23 protein-coding genes are annotated in these 21,883 nt (G+C 64.6%); 14 read left to right on the top strand and 9 right to left on the bottom strand.

The window, feature by feature from the left end; all coding sequences use genetic code 11:
• Positions 1-14: 14 nt before the first annotated feature.
• Positions 15-368 carry a cytochrome c gene (locus Q0D31_RS21220; protein ID WP_291855634.1) on the top strand — a complete coding sequence of 118 codons (354 nt, stop codon included), beginning with the start codon at positions 15-17 and terminating at the stop codon, positions 366-368.
• Here Q0D31_RS21220 and Q0D31_RS21215 read toward each other — a convergent pair.
• The gene (locus tag Q0D31_RS21215) at positions 365-1,243 is read right to left on the bottom strand and encodes a CoA ester lyase (protein ID WP_291855631.1); all 879 of its coding nucleotides are present in this window, start codon (positions 1,241-1,243) and stop codon (positions 365-367) included. The genes Q0D31_RS21220 and Q0D31_RS21215 overlap by 4 nt on opposite strands.
• A gap of 100 nt (positions 1,244-1,343) precedes the next feature.
• Between Q0D31_RS21215 and Q0D31_RS21210 the strand changes: the two genes are divergently transcribed.
• The gene (locus Q0D31_RS21210) at positions 1,344-1,994 is read left to right on the top strand and encodes a carbonic anhydrase (protein WP_291855628.1); all 651 of its coding nucleotides are present in this window, start codon (positions 1,344-1,346) and stop codon (positions 1,992-1,994) included.
• A 25-nt stretch (positions 1,995-2,019) separates the two neighbouring features.
• On the opposite strand, the gene Q0D31_RS21205 is transcribed toward Q0D31_RS21210, so the two are convergent.
• Both Q0D31_RS21205 and Q0D31_RS21200 read right to left on the bottom strand, forming a co-directional pair.
• Complete coding sequence (locus tag Q0D31_RS21205; protein ID WP_291855803.1) at positions 2,020-2,562, bottom strand: TIGR00645 family protein; 543 nt, start codon at positions 2,560-2,562, stop codon at positions 2,020-2,022.
• A gap of 39 nt (positions 2,563-2,601) precedes the next feature.
• Entirely contained in the window at positions 2,602-3,636 is a 1,035-nt protein-coding gene (locus tag Q0D31_RS21200; RefSeq protein WP_291855625.1) for an aspartate-semialdehyde dehydrogenase, read from the bottom strand.
• Positions 3,637-4,062: 426 nt separating this feature from the next.
• Between Q0D31_RS21200 and Q0D31_RS21195 the strand changes: the two genes are divergently transcribed.
• The gene (locus Q0D31_RS21195; RefSeq protein WP_291855622.1) at positions 4,063-4,434 is read left to right on the top strand and encodes a hypothetical protein; all 372 of its coding nucleotides are present in this window, start codon (positions 4,063-4,065) and stop codon (positions 4,432-4,434) included.
• Positions 4,435-4,504: 70 nt separating this feature from the next.
• Here Q0D31_RS21195 and leuB read toward each other — a convergent pair whose 3' ends face one another.
• The gene (gene leuB, locus Q0D31_RS21190; protein WP_291855619.1) at positions 4,505-5,617 is read right to left on the bottom strand and encodes a 3-isopropylmalate dehydrogenase; all 1,113 of its coding nucleotides are present in this window, start codon (positions 5,615-5,617) and stop codon (positions 4,505-4,507) included.
• A 249-nt stretch (positions 5,618-5,866) separates the two neighbouring features.
• Here leuB and Q0D31_RS21185 point away from each other — a divergent pair, with 249 nt between their 5' ends.
• Together Q0D31_RS21185 and Q0D31_RS21180 are read left to right on the top strand one after the other, a co-directional pair.
• Positions 5,867-6,730: an EamA family transporter gene (locus Q0D31_RS21185; RefSeq protein ID WP_291855616.1), complete on the top strand. Its 864-nt coding sequence runs from the start codon at positions 5,867-5,869 to the stop codon at positions 6,728-6,730.
• Between the two features lie 90 nt (positions 6,731-6,820).
• On the top strand, positions 6,821-8,023 hold the full coding sequence (locus Q0D31_RS21180) for a YbfB/YjiJ family MFS transporter (protein WP_291855613.1): 1,203 nt from the start codon (positions 6,821-6,823) through the stop codon (positions 8,021-8,023).
• A gap of 47 nt (positions 8,024-8,070) precedes the next feature.
• Here Q0D31_RS21180 and Q0D31_RS21175 read toward each other — a convergent pair whose 3' ends face one another.
• The 4 genes from Q0D31_RS21175 to Q0D31_RS21160 form a co-directional block, all read right to left on the bottom strand.
• Positions 8,071-8,856 carry a molybdopterin-dependent oxidoreductase gene (locus Q0D31_RS21175; RefSeq protein ID WP_291855609.1) on the bottom strand — a complete coding sequence of 262 codons (786 nt, stop codon included), beginning with the start codon at positions 8,854-8,856 and terminating at the stop codon, positions 8,071-8,073.
• Between the two features lie 23 nt (positions 8,857-8,879).
• On the bottom strand, positions 8,880-9,509 hold the full coding sequence (locus Q0D31_RS21170; RefSeq protein WP_291855607.1) for a cytochrome b/b6 domain-containing protein: 630 nt from the start codon (positions 9,507-9,509) through the stop codon (positions 8,880-8,882).
• Positions 9,510-9,681: 172 nt separating this feature from the next.
• Positions 9,682-10,236: a fasciclin domain-containing protein gene (locus Q0D31_RS21165; RefSeq protein ID WP_291855604.1), complete on the bottom strand. Its 555-nt coding sequence runs from the start codon at positions 10,234-10,236 to the stop codon at positions 9,682-9,684.
• Between the two features lie 189 nt (positions 10,237-10,425).
• Positions 10,426-11,187 (bottom strand): SDR family oxidoreductase, encoded by a 762-nt coding sequence (locus tag Q0D31_RS21160; RefSeq protein ID WP_291855601.1) that lies wholly within the window; start codon positions 11,185-11,187, stop codon positions 10,426-10,428.
• Positions 11,188-11,271: 84 nt separating this feature from the next.
• On the opposite strand from Q0D31_RS21160, the gene Q0D31_RS21155 reads away from it, so the two are divergent.
• Positions 11,272-12,798, top strand: a complete 1,527-nt coding sequence (locus Q0D31_RS21155; protein WP_291855598.1) for a malonyl-CoA synthase — start codon at positions 11,272-11,274, stop codon at positions 12,796-12,798.
• 59 nt (positions 12,799-12,857) lie between these two features.
• Here the strand turns inward: Q0D31_RS21155 and Q0D31_RS21150 are convergent, their stop codons facing one another.
• Positions 12,858-13,712: a sulfite exporter TauE/SafE family protein gene (locus tag Q0D31_RS21150; RefSeq protein ID WP_291855594.1), complete on the bottom strand. Its 855-nt coding sequence runs from the start codon at positions 13,710-13,712 to the stop codon at positions 12,858-12,860.
• Between the two features lie 259 nt (positions 13,713-13,971).
• Here Q0D31_RS21150 and sdhC point away from each other — a divergent pair, with 259 nt between their 5' ends.
• The 8 genes from sdhC to Q0D31_RS21110 all read left to right on the top strand — a co-directional run bounded on the left by sdhC (position 13,972) and on the right by Q0D31_RS21110 (position 21,485).
• A complete protein-coding gene (sdhC, locus tag Q0D31_RS21145) occupies positions 13,972-14,370 on the top strand; it encodes a succinate dehydrogenase, cytochrome b556 subunit (RefSeq protein WP_291855591.1) in 399 nt (132 codons plus the stop codon).
• A gap of 32 nt (positions 14,371-14,402) precedes the next feature.
• On the top strand, positions 14,403-14,777 hold the full coding sequence (gene sdhD / locus Q0D31_RS21140; RefSeq protein ID WP_291855802.1) for a succinate dehydrogenase, hydrophobic membrane anchor protein: 375 nt from the start codon (positions 14,403-14,405) through the stop codon (positions 14,775-14,777).
• A gap of 3 nt (positions 14,778-14,780) precedes the next feature.
• Entirely contained in the window at positions 14,781-16,634 is a 1,854-nt protein-coding gene (gene sdhA / locus Q0D31_RS21135) for a succinate dehydrogenase flavoprotein subunit (RefSeq protein ID WP_291855588.1), read from the top strand.
• Between the two features lie 112 nt (positions 16,635-16,746).
• A complete protein-coding gene (locus Q0D31_RS21130; protein ID WP_291855585.1) occupies positions 16,747-17,529 on the top strand; it encodes a succinate dehydrogenase iron-sulfur subunit in 783 nt (260 codons plus the stop codon).
• Positions 17,530-17,703: 174 nt separating this feature from the next.
• Positions 17,704-19,671, top strand: coding sequence for an ABC transporter ATP-binding protein/permease (locus tag Q0D31_RS21125; protein ID WP_291855799.1), 1,968 nt, complete (start codon positions 17,704-17,706; stop codon positions 19,669-19,671).
• Between the two features lie 110 nt (positions 19,672-19,781).
• Positions 19,782-20,609 (top strand): FkbM family methyltransferase, encoded by an 828-nt coding sequence (locus Q0D31_RS21120; protein ID WP_291855582.1) that lies wholly within the window; start codon positions 19,782-19,784, stop codon positions 20,607-20,609.
• A 142-nt stretch (positions 20,610-20,751) separates the two neighbouring features.
• Positions 20,752-21,237 carry a pyridoxamine 5'-phosphate oxidase family protein gene (locus Q0D31_RS21115; RefSeq protein WP_291855577.1) on the top strand — a complete coding sequence of 162 codons (486 nt, stop codon included), beginning with the start codon at positions 20,752-20,754 and terminating at the stop codon, positions 21,235-21,237.
• Positions 21,234-21,485 carry a hypothetical protein gene (locus Q0D31_RS21110; RefSeq protein ID WP_291855574.1) on the top strand — a complete coding sequence of 84 codons (252 nt, stop codon included), beginning with the start codon at positions 21,234-21,236 and terminating at the stop codon, positions 21,483-21,485. Before Q0D31_RS21115 ends, Q0D31_RS21110 begins: the two co-directional genes overlap by 4 nt.
• Positions 21,486-21,883 lie beyond the last annotated feature (398 nt).

Genomic DNA, 21,883 nt, shown 5'->3' with positions numbered 1-21,883 from the left:
AAGAGTCCGTGCCAATGACCCGCTTGACCTGGTTGCATATTTTCGTCGCGGTTCTGTGCGGCCTCGCCGTCCTGGTGTTCCTGCGGGTGCGCGATGCGAGCGGGGCGCCGCTGCGATCGGACAGTGTTGCGGCCGGGCATCGGCTGGCCGACGCATGGTGCAAGGATTGCCACGCGATCGACGCCGCGACCGCCGGCCAAAGCGGTCGTCCGCCGGATTTCGTCGCGATCGCCAATCGGCCGTCGACCACGGCGCTGTCCCTGAAAGTGTTCTTCAGGACCAGCCATCAACAGATGCCCAATCTGATCATCGCGCCGGAACAGGCCGACGATCTCGCCAATTACATCCTGAGCCTGAGACGCGGTTAACTGCCCATCGCCGCGATCGCGTCGGCCATGGCGATCGTTCGCTTCGCCATCTCGGCATGCAGCCGCTCCACCATCCGCCCGTCAAGCTGGATGGCACCGCGCCCGGCGTTTTCCGGTCGTTCGAAGGCCGCGATGATCTTGCGCGCCTGCGCGACCTCCTCGGCCGGCGGCGTGAAGATGGCGTTGCAGGCCGCGATGTGGCTCGGATGGATCAGGGTCTTGCCGTCGAACCCGAGATCGCGGCCCTGCGCGCATTCGACCGCGAAGCCGTCGATATTGCTGATGTCGCCGTAGGGGCCGTCGAGAATTTCCAGCCCGTGCGCGCGCGTCGCCAGGATGCAGTGCGTCATCATGGGAATCATGGCCGCGCGGCCGGGCAGCATGCGGATCCGCGTCTCGCGCGAAATGTCGTTGGGCCCGAACATGAAGCCCGCGAGCCTGGTTCTCGAATCCTTCGCCGCCGCGGCAAGCCTGTCGGCGTCCAGCACCGCGCGCGCGGTTTCGATCATGGCCCAGACCCGGATCGACGCGTCGGGGTTGACCTTGCCCAGGCGATCGGCGACGGCATTGAGGTCGTCCACGGTGGAAATCTTGGGGACCAGGATGCCGTCCGGCCGGACCTTGCCGGCCATGTCGATGTCGTCGATCCACCAGGGCGTATCCAGGCTGTTGACCCGGATCAGCACTTCGCGCTTGCCGAAGCCGCCGGCCGCGATCGCCTTGCCGATCTGGTCACGGGCCATCGCCTTGGCGTCGGGCGCCACCGAATCCTCGATGTCGAGGATGAGGCCGTCGGCGGGCAGGCTGCGCGCCTTTTCCAGCGCCCGCGCATTCGATCCCGGCATGAACAACAGGCTGCGGCGCGGTCGGATCATGGGCGCATTCCTCGGGTGCATCGAACGCCCCGCGATATCATCTCACGCGTTCGCCTGAAAGCCTTGTTCCCATCGTCGGCTTATGGTTAGCCATGGCGTCATGAACGCCTTTCCCCAGAATCTCCTCGACGGTTACCGGGCCTTTACCTCGCAGCGGCTGCCGACCGAACAGTCGCGATACCGGGAACTGTCCGAGCGCGGCCAGTCGCCGGAGGTGATGGTGATCGGCTGCTGCGACTCCCGCGTCTCGCCGGAGGTGATTTTCGACGCCGGACCGGGGGAGCTGTTCGTAGTCCGCAACGTCGCCAACCTGGTGCCGGTGTACCAGCCCGACGGCGGCGCCCATGGTGTTTCCGCCGCACTGGAGTATGCAGTCAACGTCCTCCGCGTCAGGCATGTCGTGGTGCTCGGCCACGCCCAATGCGGCGGCATCCGCGCCTTTATCGACAATATCGAACCGCTTTCGCCCGGCGACTTCATCGGACGCTGGATGGCGATGTTCATCAAGCCGGGCGAGGTGGTCGAGCGGCGCGAGCACGAGACGATGTTGGATTTCACGGTCAGGATCGAGAAGGCCGCGGTGTTCCGGTCGCTGGAAAACCTGATGACGTTTCCGTTCGTGCGGACGCGGGTCGAGCGCGGCGAGATCAGCCTGCACGGCGCCTATTTCGGCGTCGCCGAGGGCTCGCTGTTCGTGCTCGATCAAGAGGCAAAGGAATTCCAGAGCGTCGGCGAACCGGCAGTCCGGTAGCGGCCAGAACGTTTCCGCCGCGCGTCTACTCGCCGCCGCCCCAGCGGTCCGAGATCGCCAGCATCAAGGCCGAAAACACGAACACCAGATGCACGCCGACCAGCCAGGCGAGCTTTGCCGGGTCGAAGGCGGTGTCGATGTTCATGAACGCCTTCAGCACCTGGATCGCCGAAATCGCCACGATCGAGGCCATCAGCTTCTGCTTCAAGGCGCCGAAATTGACTTTGGTTATCCATTCCGGCCAGTCCGGGTGCCCGGCATGATCGATCTTGGCGACGAAATTCTCGTAGCCGGAGAACACCACAATCAGGATCAGATTGCCGGTCAGCGTAAGGTCAATCAGCGAGAGCGCGCCGAGGATGATGTCGGATTCCTTGGCTCCCGGGGCATGGACAATGAACTCCCACAGCACCACACCGAACTTGAACAGCAACACCGCGAGACAGATCACCATGCCGAAATAGAATGGTGCCATCAGCCAACGGCTGTTGAAAAGCACCCTCTCCAGGCCGCGCCCGACACGCTTCAGCGCCGGATTGGGTCCGTAGGAAGCCGGCTGCCCGGCTATGCGATCCGGCTCCGTTGCACCCACGCCATCGCCCCCTGTTTACGCCGCCTTCTTCTTGGCGGTGATCAGCTTGCGGTTGATCAGGCATTCGGCGATCTGGATCGCGTTCAGCGCGGCGCCCTTGCGCAGATTGTCCGACACGCACCACAATGACAGGCCGTTCTCGACGGTGTTGTCCTCGCGGATGCGGCTGATGTAGGTCGCGTCCTCGCCGGCCGCCTCATACGGCGTGACGTAACCGCCGGGCTCGTATTTGTCGATGACAAGGCAACCCGGCGCGTTGCGCAGGATGTTGCGCGCTTCGTCGGCCGTGATCGGATGCTCGAACTCGATGTTGACGGCTTCCGAGTGGCCGACGAACACCGGCACCCGCACGCAGGTGGCGGTCAACCTGATTTTGGGATCAAGGATCTTCTTGGTCTCCATCATCATCTTCCACTCTTCCTTGGTGTAGCCGTCCTCCATGAACACGTCGATCTCGGGGATCACGTTGAAGGCGATACGCTTGGGGAATTTCTTGTTGACCAGCGGGCTGTTGGTGTAGACCGCCTTGGTTTGCGAAAACAGCTCGTCCATCGCATCCTTGCCGGCGCCCGAAACCGACTGGTAGGTGGCGACCACGACGCGCTTGATGACCGCCTTGTCGTGCAGCGGCTTCAGCGCGACCACCAGTTGCGCGGTCGAGCAGTTCGGATTGGCGATGATGTTCTTCTTGGCAAAGCCCGCGACCGCGTCGGCGTTGACCTCGGGCACGATCAGCGGCACGTCCGGGTCCATCCGCCAGGCCGACGAATTGTCGATCACCACCGCGCCGGCGGCGCCGATCCTCGGCGACCATTCCTTCGACACCGCGCCGCCCGCCGACATCAGGCAGATGTCGACGTCGGAGAAATCGTAATGTTCGAGCGCCTTGACCTTCAGGGTGCGGTCGCCATAGGACACCTCGACGCCGACGCTGCGGCGCGAGGCCAGCACCACGACCTCGTCGGCAGGGAATTTGCGCTCGTCGAGAATGTTGAGCATTTCCCGCCCGACATTGCCGGTCGCACCGACGACCGCGACTTTGTATCCCATCGTTCAATCTCCGAGGAAAATGCGCCGCCCCCCCGCTGTCAGCGGAAGGGGGAAGAGGCAGCGCTTCTAGGCGAGAAACGCCGTCGAGACAATGTTTGGCGTCGGGCGGCGGACTGCGGCCTTAGCCGGCAAGAGGGGGATTTTGTCGATCGAACAGATGTTTAAGGGATATCCCGAGCGTGGGGAGCCGCCGGCGCGTTGCCCTCAAGGCGTGGCCCGGGGTGATGCCGGAACCCGCAGACCCCTACAATTGTGGCAACAACCGGCCAAGACACTGGTTTTCATGAAACTTTCTCGATTTGCCGCGCATTATCGCGGCGTGGTGTGGCCCAATTGACCTAGCGATGGTGGCTCCGCCGGGGCTACAATTGACAAAATCGGATGGCGACCGGCCAGCCCGTGTTGGGCCAAAATGACGAGGATGCGATGACCCGAATGTCCCCCGCTGCGAGCAAGCTCGCGACCTTGCTTGCCGCGGCTACGCTCTTCGCGGTCGGCGCAACCTCCGCAGGCGCGCAGTCCAGGCAGCAATACGACCGCGACGGACGGCCCTATTACGGGACGAACGGTCCGAACCGGTCCTACCAGCAGGGCCCGCGCACCCGCGTCTACGTCACCACGCGCTCGTGGCTCGACGCCGGCACCGAAGTCCTGCCGGGCGATCGCAAGTTTACCGATTACGCGTTCCCGCCGTCGCAGTCGTTCGGGCAGGAGAACAAGAACCGCTCGCTGGACCGCCAGCCGATGAACCCGGCCTCCGACATGGGCGGCTATCCGCAGCGGTTCCCGCTGTATTGAAGGACGTCGCCGCCTGACGAAAAAATGCCCGGTCCTGACCGGGCATTTTCTTTTGTGATGCGCGCGCGGCTTACGCGTGCAGCTTCTGCAGTTCTTTCAGGATCGCTTCGCCCATCTGGGTGGTCGAGGCGGCCGTGGTGCCCTCGGACCTGATGTCGGCGGTGCGAAGCCCGCTGTCGAGAACGGCGGCGATTGCGGCATCGAGCTTGTCCGCCAGCGCGCCCATGTCGAATGAATAGCGCAGCGCCATGCCAAAGGAAGCGATCATCGCGATCGGGTTGGCCAGCCCCTTGCCGGCGATGTCGGGCGCCGATCCATGCACCGGTTCGAACAGCGCGCGGCGCTTCCTGGTCTTGGCGTCGACCTCGCCGAGCGAGGCCGAGGGCAGCATGCCGAGCGAGCCGGTCAGCATCGCCGCGATGTCGGACAGCATGTCGCCGAACAGATTGTCGGTGACGATGACGTCGAACTGCTTCGGCGCCTTGACCAGGTTCATGCCGCCGGAATCGGCGAGCTGATGCTCGAGCGTCACGTCCTTGTACTCGCGCGCATGCACCGCGGTCATGACCTCGTTCCAGAGCACGCCGGACTTCATGACGTTGCGCTTTTCCATCGAGGTCACCTTGTTGCGGCGTTTGCGCGCCAGGTCGAAGGCGACGCGACCGATGCGCTCGATCTCGTAGGTGTCGTAGACCTGGGTGTCGATCGCGCGCTTCTGGCCGTTGCCAAGATCGGTGATGGTTTTCGGCTCGCCGAAATAGACGCCGCCGGTGAGCTCGCGCACGATCATGATGTCGAGGCCCTCGACCACCTCGCGCTTCAGGCTGGAGGCGTCCGCCAGCGCCGGATAGCACACCGCCGGCCGCAGATTGGCGAACAGGCCGAGCTCCTTGCGCAGCCGCAGCAGGCCGGCCTCGGGGCGCACTTCGTAGGGCACGCCGTCCCATTTCGGGCCACCGACCGCGCCGAAGATGATGGCGTCCGCGGCCTTTGCCTTCGCCATATCGCCTTCGCTGATGCTGACCTTGTGCGCATCATAGGCCGATCCGCCGGCCAGACCCTGGTCGGTCTCGAATGAGGCGATCCCCTGCCTGTTCAGCCAGTCGATCAGGCGTTTCACCTCGGCCATCACTTCGGGGCCGATGCCGTCGCCGGGGAGAAGCAGCAGTTTGTGGGTCGCCATGGTCTGGTCCTTCTAGGCTCTCTGGTCGTCATTCCGGACGTCGAGCGTGAGCGAGGCGATCCGGAATCCATGCCAGCCACGGGCGCAAGCGGACGACTAGATTCCGGGTTCGTGGCTGCGCCACGCCCCGGAATGACGGGTCGGGCGGAGTGCTAAAACGCCCAAGGCGGATTGGCAAGCCGGCCGGGACAGGCCACAAAGGCAGCCAGCGAGCAACCCGCGCCCCAACAGGGCATCAAGACGGACCTCATGACCGCAGCCATCGTCTTCGCCTTTGCTTCGGCGTTCTTCCTCGGCGCCGGGGTCGTTCTGGCGCAGCTGGGACTGCGCACCGTCGACCCGCTGGCCGGTGCCGCCATCAGCGTCCCCTCCTTCACGGTGCTGTTCCTGCTGCTGTCGCCGCTGATCCTGGCGGGCGAGCCGGTGGTCTGGCAGGGGCTGCCGATCTTCGCCGCCCTCGGCCTGATCTTTCCGGCCGCGCTGACGCTGATGACCTTTGCCTCCAACCGGGCGCTCGGGCCGGTGATCACCTCGACGCTCGGCAACCTTGCGCCCCTGTTCGCGGTGGCGCTGGCGGTCGTCCTGCTGCACGAACCGCTGCGGTCGCTGCAACTGGCCGGGCTTGTGTTGGCCGTGATCGGCGCTGTCATCATCACCCTCACCCGGCCGCGCGATCTCGGCCATTGGCGAAGCTGGGCGCTGCTATTACCGCTCGGCGGCGCGCTGATCCGCGGCGTGGCGCCGCCGATCGCAAAGCTCGGCCTCGAAATCTGGCCGAGCCCGCTATGGGCCTGCCTGATCGGCTATCTCATGTCGTCGCTGGTGGTGCTGACCGTGCAGCGCGTCCGCACGGGGCGCTTTGTCGAGAACGCGCCGTGGTCGGGCCGCTTCTGGTTTGCCCTCACCGGCATCAGCAACGGCCTCTCCGCGCTGACGTTGTTCGCCGCCGTGCGCAACGGGCCGATTACGCTGGTAGCGCCGCTGCTCGCGATCTACCCGCTGGTCGTGGTGGGATTGAGCGCGCTCGTGCTCCGGCACGTCAGGATCACGGCGCGGATCGTTGCCGGCACGGCGCTTGCGGCCGCCGGCGTCGCGCTGGTGCTGATCGCATAGCCGCGCCGTTCGCAAGACAGTATTGCCGGCCCAAGCCTGTGCAAGCCTCCCCCGGCCTGCCAGAGTGACAAACCCCTGCCGGAGTTTTCCGTGAACGCCGCCGACCGTCATCAGCCCTACCCGCATCCCGCGCGGCTGATCCTGATCTTGTCGCTGGCGCCGACCGTCGGCATCGGCATCGGCCGCTTTGCCTATGCGCTGGTGTTGCCCGACATGCGCGAGGCGCTGGTCTGGTCATATTCGGCGGCCGGTTTCATGAACACGGTCAACGCGGCCGGCTATCTCGCCGGCGCGCTACTCGCCTCGCGCATGATCCGGCGATTTGGACTGTCCGCGACGGTGCGGTGGGGAACGCTGGCCTGCGTGCTGTCGCTGGCGCTGTGCGCGATGACAGGCAATTTCTACCTTCTGAGTTTCGCTCGGCTATTGGCCGGGCTTGGCGCGGCGGCAGGATTCGTCGGGGGCGGCGCGCTGGCGGCGAGGATCGCGCAGTCGCACCCCAAAGGGGCGAACTTCCTGCTGAGCCTGTTCTACGCCGGCCCGGGAATCGGAATCCTGGCGTCCGGGCTGATCGCGCCGTTCGTGCTGCAGGAAATTGGGCCCGGTTCGTGGTGGATCGTCTGGTGGGCGATGACAGCGCTGGCGATCGCGATGACGGTCCCGCTCCTGCTCGCGCCGCTCCAGGCCGGCGCGACCAGTACCGGAACGGAAATCGCCAGATTCGCCGTGGCCCCGGTGCTGGTCTATCTGGCCGGCTACTTCCTGTTCGGCGCCGGCTACATCGCCTACATGACCTTCATGATCGCCTATGTTCGCGACGCCGGCGGCGGTGCGGCGGCGCAGAGCGCGTTCTGGAGCCTGATCGGCCTGAGCGCCTTCGTGACGCCCTGGGTGTGGCGTCGCGTGCTCGCGCTCGACCGCGGCGGCCTCGCCACCGCGATCATTCTCGGCGCCAACGCCGTCGGCGCGGCGATGCCGATTCTCGGGCATTCGGTCTGGCTGCTGTCGGCGTCGGCGCTGGTGTTCGGCGTCGCGTTCTTCGCCGTGGTCGGCTCCACCACCGCCTTCGTGCGCTTCAACTACCCGCCGCAGGCCTGGCCGAACGCAATCGCGGCGCTGACGATCTCGTTCGGCATCGGGCAGACGCTGGGCCCGATCGCCGTCGGCGCGATCACCGACGCGATGGGCAGCCTGTCGTTTGCGCTGAATGCGTCCGCCGCGATGTTGGCGCTGGGCGCGGTGCTGGCGGCGTTTCAGGGCAAGGTGGGCAAGAAAGCGGCGAGTAGCGAATAGCGAGTGGCGAATAACCTTTTCCTACTCGCTATTCGCCATTCGCAACCTCAACTTCCGCTGAACGAATTATACCCCTGGTCTTCCCAGAAGCCGCCCTTGTAGTCGTTGGTGACTTCCATCGACATCACGTATTTCGGATTCTTGAAGCCGAGCTTGGTCGGCACCCTGATTTTCATCGGGAAACCGTAGGCGCGCGGCAGTATCTCGTCGCCGAACCGGAACGTCATCTGGGTCTGCGCGTGCAGCGCCGTCGGCATGTCCAGCGGCGAATTGTAGCCGTCCTTGTCGGCGCACTGGAACCAGACATATTTCGCTGTGGTGTCGGCGCCGACCAATTTCAGAAAATCGCGCAGCGGCGTGCCGGTCCAGCTGCCGATCGCGCTCCAGCCCTCGACGCAGATATGCCGCGTCACCTGCTTGACCTGCGGCAATTGATAGAGCTCCTGCAGCGTCCACGGCTTCTTGTTGTCGACCAGGCCGCGCACTTCGAGCTTCCAGGCGTTGCCGTCGATCTCGGGCGCCTCGTCGAGGCTGTAATAGGCGTTGAAGGGGAACGGTTTGGTGATCGCGCTCTCCGGGAATGTCGGCGCCATCGCGTTGGGATTGAACATCCACGCCTGCACGCCGTCGTTGAACTTGGAGACCTGCTTCAGCATCTCCTCGGCCGAGAAACTGTCGGTCACGTCGCAGCCGGTCAGCAGCGTCAGCGCGCCGAGACTGGCGCCCCCCGTGATGAAGCGCCGGCGCGTGACGTCAGGCATCGCCTTGGCCGCATCCCTGGCCAGAAGATCCTTGTCGACGCCGGGGATCAGAAGCTTGCGCATGCGGCCCATGACCGTGCTCCCTTAGGTTAGAATCAGCGGCCGATGATCATGGCGCGCAGGCTCTTCGGCACCAGAAGGGCGAGCGCGACATGGACCACCATGAAGGCGACAATGCCGGCCATGCAGAAGAAGTGGACGTAACGGGCGGCCTCGTAGCCGCCGAACAGCGCCGTCAGCCATTGCAACTGCACCGGCTTCCAGAGAGCGAGCCCCGACAGCACGACGAGGATGCCGATGACGATGACGCCGGCATAAAGCAGCTTCTGCACGTGGTTGTATCGGGTGAGATCGTCGTGCGACAGCTTGCCGGTCAGCGCCGCCCTGGCATCCGAGATCACGCCCTCCGGCGTGATCGGCAGCAGCTTCCTGCGGAAGCGGCCGGTGGCAAGGCCAACCGTCAGATAGATGAGGCCGTTGACCATCAACAGCCACATCGCGGCGAAATGCCAGAGCAGCGCGCCGCCGAGCCAGCCGCCCAGCGTGATCGAGCGGGAAAATGTAAAGCCGAACAGCGGCGAGGCGTTGTAGATCTGCCACCCCGACATGATCATCACAACCATGGCGACGGCATTGGTCCAGTGCACCGCCCGCACCCAGGCCGGCTGAATGGCTTTTGCCCTGGTCGGTGTGGCGTGCTCATCGGTGGCTGAGAGGGCCGACATGGCTATTTCCTGGCTGTTTCCTGCTTGCAATCTGCTATTTGATTTATACGCCGGAAGCCGGGTTCCTGTTACTGCCATGACGCTATCAGATCGATGCCCGGCACGTATCGCGTTCACGAAAAAGCGAGCCGGGTTGCCCCGGCTCGCCAGCCATACGCCCTGTTGGGACCGGTCAGGACGCCGGCATCAGCACGGTGTCGACCACATGGATCACGCCGTTCGACTGATTGACGTTGGCGACCGTCACCGTCGATGAACCGCCCTTGGCGTCGATGATCATGACCTTGCCGTCGGCCTTCTTGACCGTCAGTTCCTGGCCGCCGGCGGTCTTGAGCTTCATGCCGTCGGTGAGGTCCGCGGCCGCTAGCTTGCCGGGCACCACATGGTAGGTGAGGATCTTGGTCAATGTCGCCTTGTTCTCGGGCTTTACCAGCGTGTCGACGGTCCCGGCCGGCAGCTTGCCGAACGCGGTGTTGGTCGGCGCGAATACAGTGAACGGGCCCTTGCCTTCGAGGGTTTCAACCAGGCCGGCAGCCTTCACCGCCGCAACCAGCGTGGTGTGGTCCTTCGAGTTGACGGCGTTCTGGATGATGTTCTTGGACGGGAACATCGCCGCGCCGCCGACCATCACGGTCTTTTCTTCCGCGCTGACCGGCGCGGTGATGGTGGCGGTAAGGGCCAGCGCGCCGAAGGCGGCGGCGGAAAGAAGTGCAAGACGTTTCGACATGGATTCTTCTCCTGGGAATGGCGATGGCCGGCGGGCATCCGCCGGTGGCGACAACGACGCCAGTCGATTGACCGGTTCATTCCGTCATCGTTAGGAGGAGCTACGAGAAATTTTTCCGCCGGTTTCGGCGGAAAAATTATCGTGATGGCTGAAACTTTCTGAAATGCCGAACGTGGGGAACTCGCGCCGCTAGTCCCGGTTCGCCGGCGTCTGGATGAAGCCGCGATTGTGGGTCGGGCTGATCAGTATCTCGTTCATGCAGACCCGCGGCGGCATGCTGGCGACAAAGGCGATGGTGCGGCCGCAATCTTCCGGCTGCAACATTTTGGCCTGCTCCGCTTCCGACGGCACCACGGGGCGCAGTTTCAGGATCGGGGTCGCGACCTCGCCGGGCGACAGGCAGCAGGCGCGCAAGCCGTTGACACATTCGTCCATGTTGAAGGAATGGGTCAGCGCCAGCACCGCATGCTTGGTGGTGGTGTAGGCCGGACCCGGCATTTTCGAGACGTGGCGGCCGGCCCAGGACGCCACGTTGATGATGCAGCCGTCCTTTTGTTTCCGCATCGCCGGCAGCACCGCGTGCATGCAATACAGGACGCCGTTGAGGTTGATCTCGACCAGCTTGTCCCAGCCTTCCAGCTCCATGTCGGCCCAGCTGCGCTTCGGCACGTTGACGCCGGCGCTGTTGACCAGCAGGTCGATCCGCCCGTGCCGGGCGAGGATCTGCTCGGCCGCCTTGTGGACGTCGGCCTTGTTGCTGACGTCGAGCGCGATGGCTTCGGCCGTGCCGCCCTTCCTCGTGATGTTGCCGACCACCTGGTCCAGCGCGTCCTTGCGCCGTCCCGAAACCACCACGATCCAGCCGTCCGCCGCCAGGAATTCCGCCCCGGACTCGCCGATCCCGCTGCCGCCGCCCGTCACCCAGGCCACGCGTTTCCCGCTTTTTGTCATGCAAACTGTCTCCGTTGCTTTTTGAAGGGCGTTCTTGCTATGCCAGCCCGCGACACGCAGGCTTCGCCCTTCAGGGAATGTTGCATGAACACCGCCGCCAACGCCAACCTGTTTTCCCGCCTGTTCGACAATCTCGACGAGCCGGGCCGACTTGCGATCGAAACCATCGACGGTGTTGAGATCAGCTATGGCGAACTGGTGGCCCGCACCGGGCAGATGGCGAACCTGCTGGTTTCGCGCGGCGTCAGGCCCGGCGACCGCGTCGCGGCGCAGGCCGAAAAGTCAGTGCCGGCGCTGGTGCTCTATCTCGCCACGGTGCGCGCCGGCGCGGTCTATCTGCCGCTCAACACTGCGTACACGCTGAACGAACTTGATTACTTCATCGCAGACGCCGAGCCGTCGCTGGTGGTCTGCGACCCGTCAAGGGCGGAAGGCATCGGCGCGATCGCCGCGAAGGTGAAGGCCAAGGTCGAGACGCTGGACGCCGACGGCAAGGGTTCGCTGACCGACGCCGCCTCCATGGCTGATACCGCGTTCGCGACGGTCGCGCGCGCCGACGACGACCTGGCCGCGATCCTCTACACCTCAGGCACCACCGGCCGCTCCAAGGGCGCGATGCTGACCCACGACAATCTGGCGTCGAACTCGCTCTCGCTGGTCGATTACTGGCGCTTCACCCGCGACGACGTTCTGATCCACGCCCTGCCGATCTACCACACCCACGGCCTGTTCGTCGCAAGCAACGTCACCCTGTTCGCCCGCGCTGCCATGATCTTCCTGCCGAAGCTCGATTCCGAGCGCATCATCAAGCTGATGGCCCGCGCGACCGTGCTGATGGGGGTGCCGACCTTCTACACGCGGCTGCTGCAGAGCCCGGCGCTGACGAGAGAGTCGACCCGGCATATGCGGCTGTTCATTTCGGGTTCGGCGCCGCTGCTTGCCGATACCCACCGCGAATGGGCCGCGCGCACCGGACATGCGGTGCTGGAACGCTACGGCATGACCGAAACCAACATGAACACTTCCAACCCCTATGATGGCGAGCGCGTCCCCGGCGCTGTCGGTTTTCCGCTACCGGGCGTTTCGATCCGCGTCACCGATCCCGAGACCGGCAAGGAACTGGCGCGCGACGCCATCGGCATGATCGAGGTCAAGGGCCCGAACGTGTTCAAAGGCTACTGGCGGATGCCGGAAAAGACCAAGGCCGAGTTTCGCGACGACGGCTTCTTCATCACCGGCGACCTCGGCAAGATCGACGCCAAAGGTTACCTGCACATTGTCGGCCGCGGCAAGGATCTGGTGATCTCGGGCGGCTTCAACGTCTACCCCAAGGAGATCGAGAGCGAGATCGACGCCATGCCGGGCGTGGCTGAATCCGCCGTGATCGGCGTGCCGCACGCCGATTTCGGCGAGGGCGTCACTGCGGTGGTTGTCTGCAACCACGGCGCGGGGATCACCGAGGCGGACGTGCTCAAGGCGCTCGACGGCCGGCTGGCGAAGTTCAAGATGCCCAAGCGTGTGATCGTCGTCGACGAACTGCCGCGCAACGCCATGGGCAAGGTGCAGAAGAATATCCTGCGCGACACCTACGCGAATATTTACGCGAAGTAGTCTGGTGTCGTCCCTGCGAACGCAGGGGCGACAACTCCAACTGTCTTCGGATTCCCAGACTACAGCAGACTGACCACGAACCTGCCGCCGACGATGAAGAGATAGCAGCCGAACGCCGTCTCCAGCGCGCGCTTCGACATTGCATGCGCGGCGCGCACGCCGAGCGGCGCCGTCAACAGGCTGGTCGGCATCACCAGCACCGCCCCGATCAGCGAGACGTAACCGATCGAAAACGGCCATTGCAGCGCGGCGACATCCGGAAAGCGCGCCGCCGCGGGCCAGCCGGCATAGACGTAGCCGATCGCGCCGGGAATCGAGATCAGCACTGCCAGGGCCGACGAGGTCGCGACCGCCTGGTGGATCGGCCGGCCGTAGAACGTCATCAGCAGGTTCGCGAACAGGCCGCCGCCGACGCCCATCAGGGTCGAGAGCAGCCCGATGAAGAAGCCATAGAGCCGCATCAGCGGTCCGGTCGGGACCACGTCGCCGAATCTCCAGTGGTCGCGCGCCAGCAGCAGCCGGGCCGCGGCGGACCACGCCACGGCGACGAACACGATCTTGAACAGCCGTTCCGGCGCGTAGCGCGCGGTGACGCTTGCGGCGATTACGCCGATCAAGATCGGCAGCCACCACAGCTTGAGGATGCCGATATCGACCGCGCCCCTGACGTAATGGGCGCGAAACGAGCTGATCGAGGTCGGAATGATGATCGCGAGCGAGGTGCCGATGCAGAGCGGCATCCGGACCTCGAGCGGCACCCCAGCGAGCCGAAAGCATTCATAGAATACCGGCACCAAAATCGCGCCACCGCCGATTCCGAAAATTCCGGCGAAGAACCCGGATACCGCGCCCACCGCGACCAGCATCAGCGCCAGCTCGACCAGCGCAGCAACGTCAAGCCCGGCGATCGCCATCGGATACTATCCTCGTCCCGCGCCGGTTCCGCGCTTTTTCTGAATCATGCTTCAGGTGCGCTATCCCACGGACGGCCGCCATGGTTTGTCAACGCCTGCGTTTGCAGGCCTCCCCCGTAGCTATGAACTGGCATTCGCAAATGACTGTTTTGGCCGTTGCGCTCGCTGTTTCGACTTCGTAAATAGATTCGGAAACAGAATTGCTATTCTGCGATCCCCGATGGGCCGCACCTGGCCCCGCAAACCGTTAAAGTCGCTGATGACCACCAGGATCGAACGACCGCTCTCGCCGCATTTGCAGACTTATCGCTGGACCCTGACGATGGCCTTGTCCATCATCCACCGCGCGACCGGCGTGGCGCTGTATTTCGGCACCTTGCTGCTGGCCTGGTGGCTGATCGCCGCCGCCTCGGGCCCCGGCGCCTACGCCAATGTGCAGGCCTTTACCGGTAGCTTCATCGGCAGGCTGATCGTGTTCGGCTACACCTGGGCGCTGCTGCATCACCTGCTCAGCGGCCTTCGGCACCTGGTCTGGGATCTCGGCTATGGCTTCAAGGCCAGCGAGCGCGAGGCGCTGAGCTGGGGTGCGCTGATCGGCGGCATCGCGCTCACTTTGTTGGTCTGGATCGTCGCCTACACGGTCGGAGGCGGACGATGACCGCGCCCAAGGCTTCGATGCAAAAGACTTCGATGCGCACGCCGCTCGGGCGGGTGCGCAATCTCGGCGCGTCGCATTCGGGCACCTCCGATTTCTGGCGCCAGCGCCTCACGGCGGTGGCGACCGCGCTGCTGATCGCTCCGGTCGTCGTGATCGTGCTGATGCTGATCGGCCGCAACCAGGCCGGCGCGGCGCAAATCCTGGGCGCGCCGCTGATCGCGATCATCCTGATTCTCTTCATCATCGCCAGCGCCTGGCACATGAAGATCGGCATGCAGGTGGTGATCGAGGACTATATCCATAACGAGAAACTGAAGCTCGCCAGCGTGATGGCCAACAACTTCTTCTGCGTAGCTGTGGCGCTGGCCTCGATCTACGCGATCCTCAAACTGTCATCGGGAGTCTAGCCCATGGCCGCTCAGGAAAGGGCTGCTCAAGGCAACGGCAAGGCCGCCAACGGCAGCGGCCCGGCCGGCGCCAGAGCCTACCCGATCGAGGACCACACCTACGACGTCGTGGTCGTCGGCGCCGGCGGCGCCGGCCTGCGCGCGGTGGTCGGCTGCAGCGAGGCCGGCCTGCGCACCGCCTGCATCACCAAGGTGTTTCCGACCCGCTCGCATACGGTCGCGGCACAGGGCGGCATATCGGCCTCGCTCGGCAACATGCATCCGGACGACTGGCGCTGGCACATGTACGACACCGTCAAGGGGTCGGACTGGCTCGGCGACCAGGACGCGATCGAGTACATGGTACGCAACGCGCCCGACGCGGTCTACGAACTCGAACATTGGGGCGTGCCGTTCTCGCGCACCGAGGACGGCAAGATCTACCAGCGCCCGTTCGGCGGCATGACGCTGGACTACGGCAAGGGCCAGGCGCAGCGCACTTGTGCGGCCGCCGACCGCACCGGCCACGCCATGCTGCACACGATGTATGGCCAGTCGCTGCGGCACGCCGCGGAATTCTTCATCGAGTTCTTCGCCATCGATCTGATCATGGACGACCAGGGCGTCTGCCGCGGCGTCATCGCGCTCAAGCTCGACGACGGCACGCTGCATCGTTTCCGCGCCCAGACCACGATCCTGGCCACCGGCGGCTACGGCCGCGCCTACGCCAACTGCACCTCGGCGCATACCTGCACCGGCGACGGCGGCGGCATGGTGCTGCGCGCCGGACTGCCGCTGCAGGACATGGAATTCATTCAGTTCCACCCGACCGGCATCTACGGCTCGGGCTGTCTCGTCACCGAGGGCGCCCGCGGCGAAGGCGGCTATCTCGTCAACTCCGAGGGCGAGCGCTTCATGGAGCGCTATGCGCCGTCCGCCAAGGACCTCGCCTCGCGCGACGTGGTCTCGCGCTCGATGACCATCGAGATCCGCGAAGGCCGCGGCGTCGGCAAGAAGAAGGACCACATCTACCTGCACCTCGATCATCTCGACCCCAAGGTGCTGCATGAACGGCTGCCGGGCATTTCCGAATCGGCGAAGATTTTCGCCAATGTCGACGTCACCCGCGAGCCGATCCCGATCCTGCCGACCGTGCATTACAACATGGGCGGCATCCCGACGAATTATCACGGCGAGGTGCTGACCAAGAAGAACGGCGACGACAACGCCACCGTGCCGGGCCTGATGGCGCTCGGCGAGGCCGCCTGCGTCTCCGTGCATGGCGCCAATCGCCTCGGCTCCAACTCGCTGATCGACCTCGTGGTGTTCGGCCGCGCCGCGGCGCTGCGGTGCGCCGAGAAGCTGACCCCGAATGGCAAGCAGCCGGAACTGCCGGCGGACTCGGCCGACAAGGCGCTCGGGCGGCTCGATCATTTCCGTTATGCCTCCGGCGGCACGCCGACCGCAAAACTGCGCGAGGGCATGCAGCAGGTGATGCAGAACAATTGCGCGGTGTTCCGCACCGGCGAGATTCTGAACGAAGGCCAGAACCTGATCCACAAGGTGCATGGCGGCATCGGCGACCTCGCCACGACCGACCGCTCGCTGGTGTGGAATTCCGACCTGATTGAGACGCTCGAATTCGACAATCTGATCGTGCAGGCCGTGGTCACCATGGATTCGGCGGCGAACCGCACCGAGAGCCGCGGCGCGCATGCGCGCGAGGACTTTTCCGAGCGTGACGACAAGAACTGGATGAAGCACACGCTGGCCTGGATCGACGGGCGCGGCCAGACCGCGATCGATTACCGTCCGGTGCATGATTACACCATGACCAACGACGTGCAGTACATCCCGCCCAAGGCGCGGGTGTATTGAGCGTGCTTACAGCAGCCCGTCATTCCGGGATGGTCCGCAGGACCAGACCCGGAATCTCGAGATTCCGGGTTCGATGCTTCGCCTCGCCCCGGAATGACGAAAGGTTAGAATAATGGTTGAATTCGCACTTCCCAAGAACTCAAGGATATCCGGCGGCAAGACCTGGCCGAAGCCCCCGGCCGCGACCGAGACGCGCGAGTTCCGGGTGTATCGCTGGAATCCCGATGACGGCAAGAACCCGAGCATCGACACCTTTTACATCGACACCGCCGAATGCGGGCCGATGGTGCTCGACGGCCTGATCTGGATCAAGAACAACATCGATCCGACCTTGACCTTCCGCCGCTCCTGCCGCGAAGGCGTCTGCGGCTCCTGCGCGATGAACATCGACGGCCAGAACACGCTGGCCTGCACCAGGTCGATGCACGACGTGAAGGACGGCGCGGTGAAGGTCAACCCGCTGCCGCACCAGCCGGTGGTCAAGGACCTGGTGCCTGACCTCACCAATTTCTACGCCCAATACGCCTCGATCGAGCCGTGGCTGAAAACCACCACGCCGACGCCGCAAAAGGAATGGAAGCAGAGCCACGAGGACCGCGAGAAGCTCGACGGCCTCTACGAGTGCATTCTCTGCGCCTGCTGCTCAACCTCGTGCCCGAGCTACTGGTGGAACAGCGATCGCTTCCTCGGGCCGGCCGCGCTGCTGCAGGCGACGCGCTGGGTGAAGGATTCCCGTGATGAGGCCACCGGCGAGCGGCTCGACAATCTCGAGGACCCGTTCCGGCTCTACCGCTGCCACACCATCATGAACTGCGCCAAGGCGTGTCCGAAGGGGCTCAATCCATCGCAAGCCATCGCCGAACTCAAGCTGAAGATGGTGGAGCGGCAGATCTAGACGGAGCGCCGCAACGATTGTGTCCTCGAACCAGTTGGCCTGACCGGATCGCACGACGACAGCGCCCCCCGGGCGCTGATTTCGTGCTCCGCCAAATCTTCAGGCGCGCGGGAACCGGAGGGAACCTTTTGATTTGGCTCCCGTTATGCCGGCATGGCCAAAGCAACCGTCGAGATGCCCCGAGATTCCGGCCCGCCCGTGGGCACGTCGGCTTCCGACGGGAAATCGGAGTTCGTCGAAGTCATCGCCGAAAGCGGCGATCATGTTGAACCGCCTCCGCCGGAGGTCGTCGAACCCGACCCGGCATTGTCGCCTGAAGAAGCCGAACAGGCACGCAAGAACTATCTGCTGACGCGATTCTGGATCAGCGCGCGGGGATACTGGGGCAGGCACGGCGACCGGCTCGCATGGCCGTTCTCGATCGGGCTTCTGCTCCTGATCATCACCAATGTCGGCGTTCAATACGGCATCAACTTGTGGAATCGCGCGATCTTCGACGCCATCGAGAAGCGCGATTCCGCCACCGTGTACTATCTCGCTGTCGTGTTCTTTCCGCTCGCGATCGGCAGCGTAATGCTCGGCGTCGCGCAGGTGTTCGCGCGCATGGGCATCCAGCGCCGCTGGCGCGCCTGGCTCACCAATTCGGTGGTGTCGCGCTGGCTTTCCAGCGGCCGCTACTACCAGCTCAATCTGGTCGGCGGCGACCATCAGAATCCGGAGTACCGCATTGCCGAGGATCTGCGGATATCGACCGACTCGCCGGTCGATTTCATGGCTGGCGTGACCTCGGCCTTTCTTTCGGCCGCGACCTTCATCGTGGTGCTCTGGACCATCGGCGGCGCGCTGACGTTGACGCTGGGCGGCTCGACCATCACGATCCCCGGCTTTCTGGTGATTGCCGCCGTGATCTACGCGGCGATCGCCTCCGGTTCGATCATGACCATCGGACGCAGCTTCGTGCAGGTGTCCGAAGCCAAGAACCAGGCCGAGGCCGAATACCGCTACGCGCTGACGCGGGTGCGGGAAAACGGCGAAAGCATTGCGCTCCTGGGCGGAGAGCAGGAAGAACGCGACGGCATCGACAAGACCTTCACCAAGGTGCTGCGGCAATGGGCCCGTCTCGCCGGTCAGCACATGCGAACCACCGTGGTGTCGCAGGGGTCCAGCCTGATCGCACCCGTGGTGCCGCTGTTGTTGTGTGCGCCGAAGTTCCTCGACGGCAGCATGTCCCTGGGCCAGGTGATGCAGGCGGCGTCCGCTTTCACCATCGTGCAGGCCGCGTTCGGCTGGCTGGTCGACAATTATCCGCGGCTTGCCGACTGGAACGCCTGCGCGCGGCGCATCGCATCGCTGATGATGTCGCTCGATGGCCTCGAACGCGCCGAGCGAGGCGATGGCGTCGGCCGCATCAAGCGCGGCGTGACCGAGGGCGGCGCCATGTTGAGCCTCAAGGACCTGTCGGTGACGCTGGACGACGGCACCGCGGTCGTCGGCGAAACCGAGGTGGTAGTCGGGCCCGGTGAGCGCCTGCTGGTGGCCGGCGAGTCCGGCACCGGCAAGAGCACGCTGGTTCGCGCACTGGCCGGCCTGTGGCCATGGGGCGGCGGCGCCGTCAATTTCCATCCCGACCGCCGGCTCTTCATGCTGCCGCAGAAGCCCTACATCCCGTTCGGCACGTTGCGTCGTGCGATTACCTATCCCGGCGCAGCCGAGGACTGGAACATGGAACAGATCGGCCAGGCCCTGCAAAAGGTCGGCCTCGAACATCTCAAGGACAAGATTCCGGATGAAGGACCGTGGGACCAGACCCTGTCCGGCGGTGAGAAGCAGCGGCTGGCTTTTGCGCGGCTGTTGCTGCACAGGCCCGATATCGTGGTACTCGACGAGGCGACGTCCGCGCTCGACGAAAAGAGCCAGGACAAGATGATGGAGATCGTCGTCAACGAGCTGCCGAACGCCACCATCGTCAGCGTCGCCCACCGCGTCGAGTTGGAGGCGTTCCACAGCCGCAAGATCGTGCTGGAGCGGCGCAAGGGCGGCGCCAGGCTTGTCAGCGACGTCGCCCTGATCCCGCGCACGGGCAAGCGCCGCCTGCTTGGCCGCTTCCTTCGCCAGCGCAACGTGACAACGAAGCTGGCGTAAGGGTGCAGATGATACTCCGGCTGCAGAGCAGTCCGGCAATGCACCGGCATCTGGCGTTGTATCGTCGCGGAAAAACCGGCTATGCATGCCACTCTGCATAGGAACGCCGCTTGATACCCGACAATGACCCCTCACCCGCGCCGTTCGGCGCCTTTGCCCCGAACGCCGCGCAGGCCGCGGTCATTTCGCTGGCGCACCGCTCGCGGCTGAGGCGCGGGGCGTTCCGTCCAATGCTGTCGCGGCTGGTCAATCTTTTGCGCGCCGGGCCGGTGGACGTGCATTATCAGGGCGCGTCGTTCCGCTTCTACCATCAGGCCAGCGCAACCGAGCGCGGCGCGCTGTTCAATCCCGACTATAATCTGGAGGAACTGGATTTCCTGCGGGCGCATGCCCCGACAGGCGGCGTATTCGTCGATGTCGGCGCCAATGTCGGCACCTACGCGCTGGCGCTGGCGCGCCATATCGGCCCTGAAGGCAAGGTGATCGCGATCGAGCCGCATCCCGTCACCCATGCGCGCCTTGCCTTCAACGCCGCGGCGTCAGGCTTTGGCCAGGTGAGGCTGGTCGCAGCCGCCGCCGGCCCCGTCGATGGCGAGTTGATGATCGAAACCGACGGGGAGAATCTCGGCGCAAGCCACATCGTGTCGGGAGCGAGCCATCGCAAGGCGATCAGGGTTCAGGCGCTGCGGCTGCAGCGCATTCTCGAAAACGCCGGCGCGTCGCGCATTAACGCACTCAAGATCGACGTCGAAGGATTCGAGGATCGGGTATTGACCGGCTTCTTTTCCAACGCCCCGCAAGCGCTGTGGCCGGGCGCGGTTGTCATCGAGCATCTGTCTCGTGGTGAATGGCTGCACGATTGCCTGGCCGACATGCGCGCCCGAGGTTACATTGAAACCGGCAAGACCCGCAGCAACACGCTGCTGGTCCGCAGCTGAGCCGCCAGATCCTGCAAACCGGCGGTCTCAACCTCTAGCCGTTTTCCCTTGCCGGTCCCGGCCGCCGCATCCCTCGGTCGCGGGAACTTCGCACCAAGGCCGCCGTTGTCGTTCCCGGAACTCAAGGTTCAGGGAGATTGACATGAACGACGACAACGCGCGCCACCAGGAGCACGCTTGGCAGCTGATGGAGAAGATCGGTTTCGCGATGCTGGTAACCTATGACGGCGGCAAGCTTCGCGCGCGTCCCATGAGCGCCCATGTCGAGCGCGGCAGCAACGCGATCTTCTTCCTGACCGACGCGCGAAACCACAAGGACGACGAAATCGCCCGCAATCCCGCCGTCAACCTTTCGTTTGCCGATGCCGGCAGCCAGAAATATGTTTCGGTCACCGGTACTGCCGCCGTTTCCAACGACCGCGCCAAGATCAAGCAGTTGTTTTCGACCCCGGCCAAGGCCTGGTGGAATAGCGCAGATGATCCGAATATCAGGGTGTTGACCATCACCCCGGACGACGCGGAATTCTGGGATTCGCCGGGCACCGTCATCAGTTATGTAAAAATGGCCGTGGCCGCGGCGACCGGCACGCGCCCGGAAATCGGCGAGAACCGAAAGGTCTCGATGTGACGCCGATTGATCCGCCGGAGATACCGCCGGCAACCCCGGGACAACCGACCGAGCCGCCGCAGGAGCAGCCACCGGGCAGTCCGCGTCCGGAGGTACCGCCCCCTATGCGCGAACCTGGAGACACCCCGCAGCCGCAGGAATTGCCGGGCCAGGCTCCGGAAGAAGTGCCGGTGCGCGGGCCGGATGGTCCCGGTGCGCCCAACCCGGCGATCGCAAAGCAACCGGCGGGAGCGCCGGTGCGAGCCTGAACCCGCAGTGAATAATGGTGCATGCAACCCGTTGCGCCGATGAAATAAAAACCATCGGCGGTTTGTAGGCGGCCACAATCCGGCCTAATGATTACCAGTTGATTGTCGGCAAATAAGTCGATGAAAGCGATCCCGCTGCCAGGCTTTTTCGAGGGACCAAATACATCATGACCCACCTCCGTATCATGCTACTTGCCACAACCGCCTTGACGGTTGCGCAGTTCGCGACCTCCGCACCGCAAGCCCAGTCCGCGCCGCTCGTCGTGGCCCAGGCCAAGGAGGAGGTTGACTCGGATGGAAAGCCAAAGGCGCGGCCAGGCGCACCTGGCGCGCCGCCCGCCGCTGTGCCGGCGCGCCCTGCGGCTCCGCCCCCGCCACCCCCTCCAGCCGCTGCACCG

Origin of the sequence: Bradyrhizobium sp., from assembly GCF_022844465.1 — a bacterium.
Lineage (GTDB): Bacteria > Pseudomonadota > Alphaproteobacteria > Rhizobiales > Xanthobacteraceae > Bradyrhizobium.
Note: the sequence above shows the minus strand (reverse complement) of the source record. Positions and strands in the feature narration are given on the sequence as shown.

Coding starts and splice junctions, on each gene's coding strand:
- Q0D31_RS21220 (WP_291855634.1), top strand. CDS start 15: ATGACCCGCTTGACCTGGTTGCATATTTTCGTCGCGGTTCTGTGCGGC.
- Q0D31_RS21215 (WP_291855631.1), bottom strand. CDS start 1,243: ATGATCCGACCGCGCCGCAGCCTGTTGTTCATGCCGGGATCGAATGCG.
- Q0D31_RS21210 (WP_291855628.1), top strand. CDS start 1,344: ATGAACGCCTTTCCCCAGAATCTCCTCGACGGTTACCGGGCCTTTACC.
- Q0D31_RS21200 (WP_291855625.1), bottom strand. CDS start 3,636: ATGGGATACAAAGTCGCGGTCGTCGGTGCGACCGGCAATGTCGGGCGG.
- Q0D31_RS21195 (WP_291855622.1), top strand. CDS start 4,063: ATGACCCGAATGTCCCCCGCTGCGAGCAAGCTCGCGACCTTGCTTGCC.
- leuB (WP_291855619.1), bottom strand. CDS start 5,617: ATGGCGACCCACAAACTGCTGCTTCTCCCCGGCGACGGCATCGGCCCC.
- Q0D31_RS21185 (WP_291855616.1), top strand. CDS start 5,867: ATGACCGCAGCCATCGTCTTCGCCTTTGCTTCGGCGTTCTTCCTCGGC.
- Q0D31_RS21175 (WP_291855609.1), bottom strand. CDS start 8,856: ATGGGCCGCATGCGCAAGCTTCTGATCCCCGGCGTCGACAAGGATCTT.
- Q0D31_RS21170 (WP_291855607.1), bottom strand. CDS start 9,509: ATGTCGGCCCTCTCAGCCACCGATGAGCACGCCACACCGACCAGGGCA.
- Q0D31_RS21165 (WP_291855604.1), bottom strand. CDS start 10,236: ATGTCGAAACGTCTTGCACTTCTTTCCGCCGCCGCCTTCGGCGCGCTG.
- Q0D31_RS21160 (WP_291855601.1), bottom strand. CDS start 11,187: ATGACAAAAAGCGGGAAACGCGTGGCCTGGGTGACGGGCGGCGGCAGC.
- Q0D31_RS21155 (WP_291855598.1), top strand. CDS start 11,272: ATGAACACCGCCGCCAACGCCAACCTGTTTTCCCGCCTGTTCGACAAT.
- Q0D31_RS21150 (WP_291855594.1), bottom strand. CDS start 13,712: ATGGCGATCGCCGGGCTTGACGTTGCTGCGCTGGTCGAGCTGGCGCTG.
- sdhC (WP_291855591.1), top strand. CDS start 13,972: ATGACCACCAGGATCGAACGACCGCTCTCGCCGCATTTGCAGACTTAT.
- sdhD (WP_291855802.1), top strand. CDS start 14,403: ATGCGCACGCCGCTCGGGCGGGTGCGCAATCTCGGCGCGTCGCATTCG.
- sdhA (WP_291855588.1), top strand. CDS start 14,781: ATGGCCGCTCAGGAAAGGGCTGCTCAAGGCAACGGCAAGGCCGCCAAC.
- Q0D31_RS21130 (WP_291855585.1), top strand. CDS start 16,747: ATGGTTGAATTCGCACTTCCCAAGAACTCAAGGATATCCGGCGGCAAG.
- Q0D31_RS21125 (WP_291855799.1), top strand. CDS start 17,704: ATGCCCCGAGATTCCGGCCCGCCCGTGGGCACGTCGGCTTCCGACGGG.
- Q0D31_RS21115 (WP_291855577.1), top strand. CDS start 20,752: ATGAACGACGACAACGCGCGCCACCAGGAGCACGCTTGGCAGCTGATG.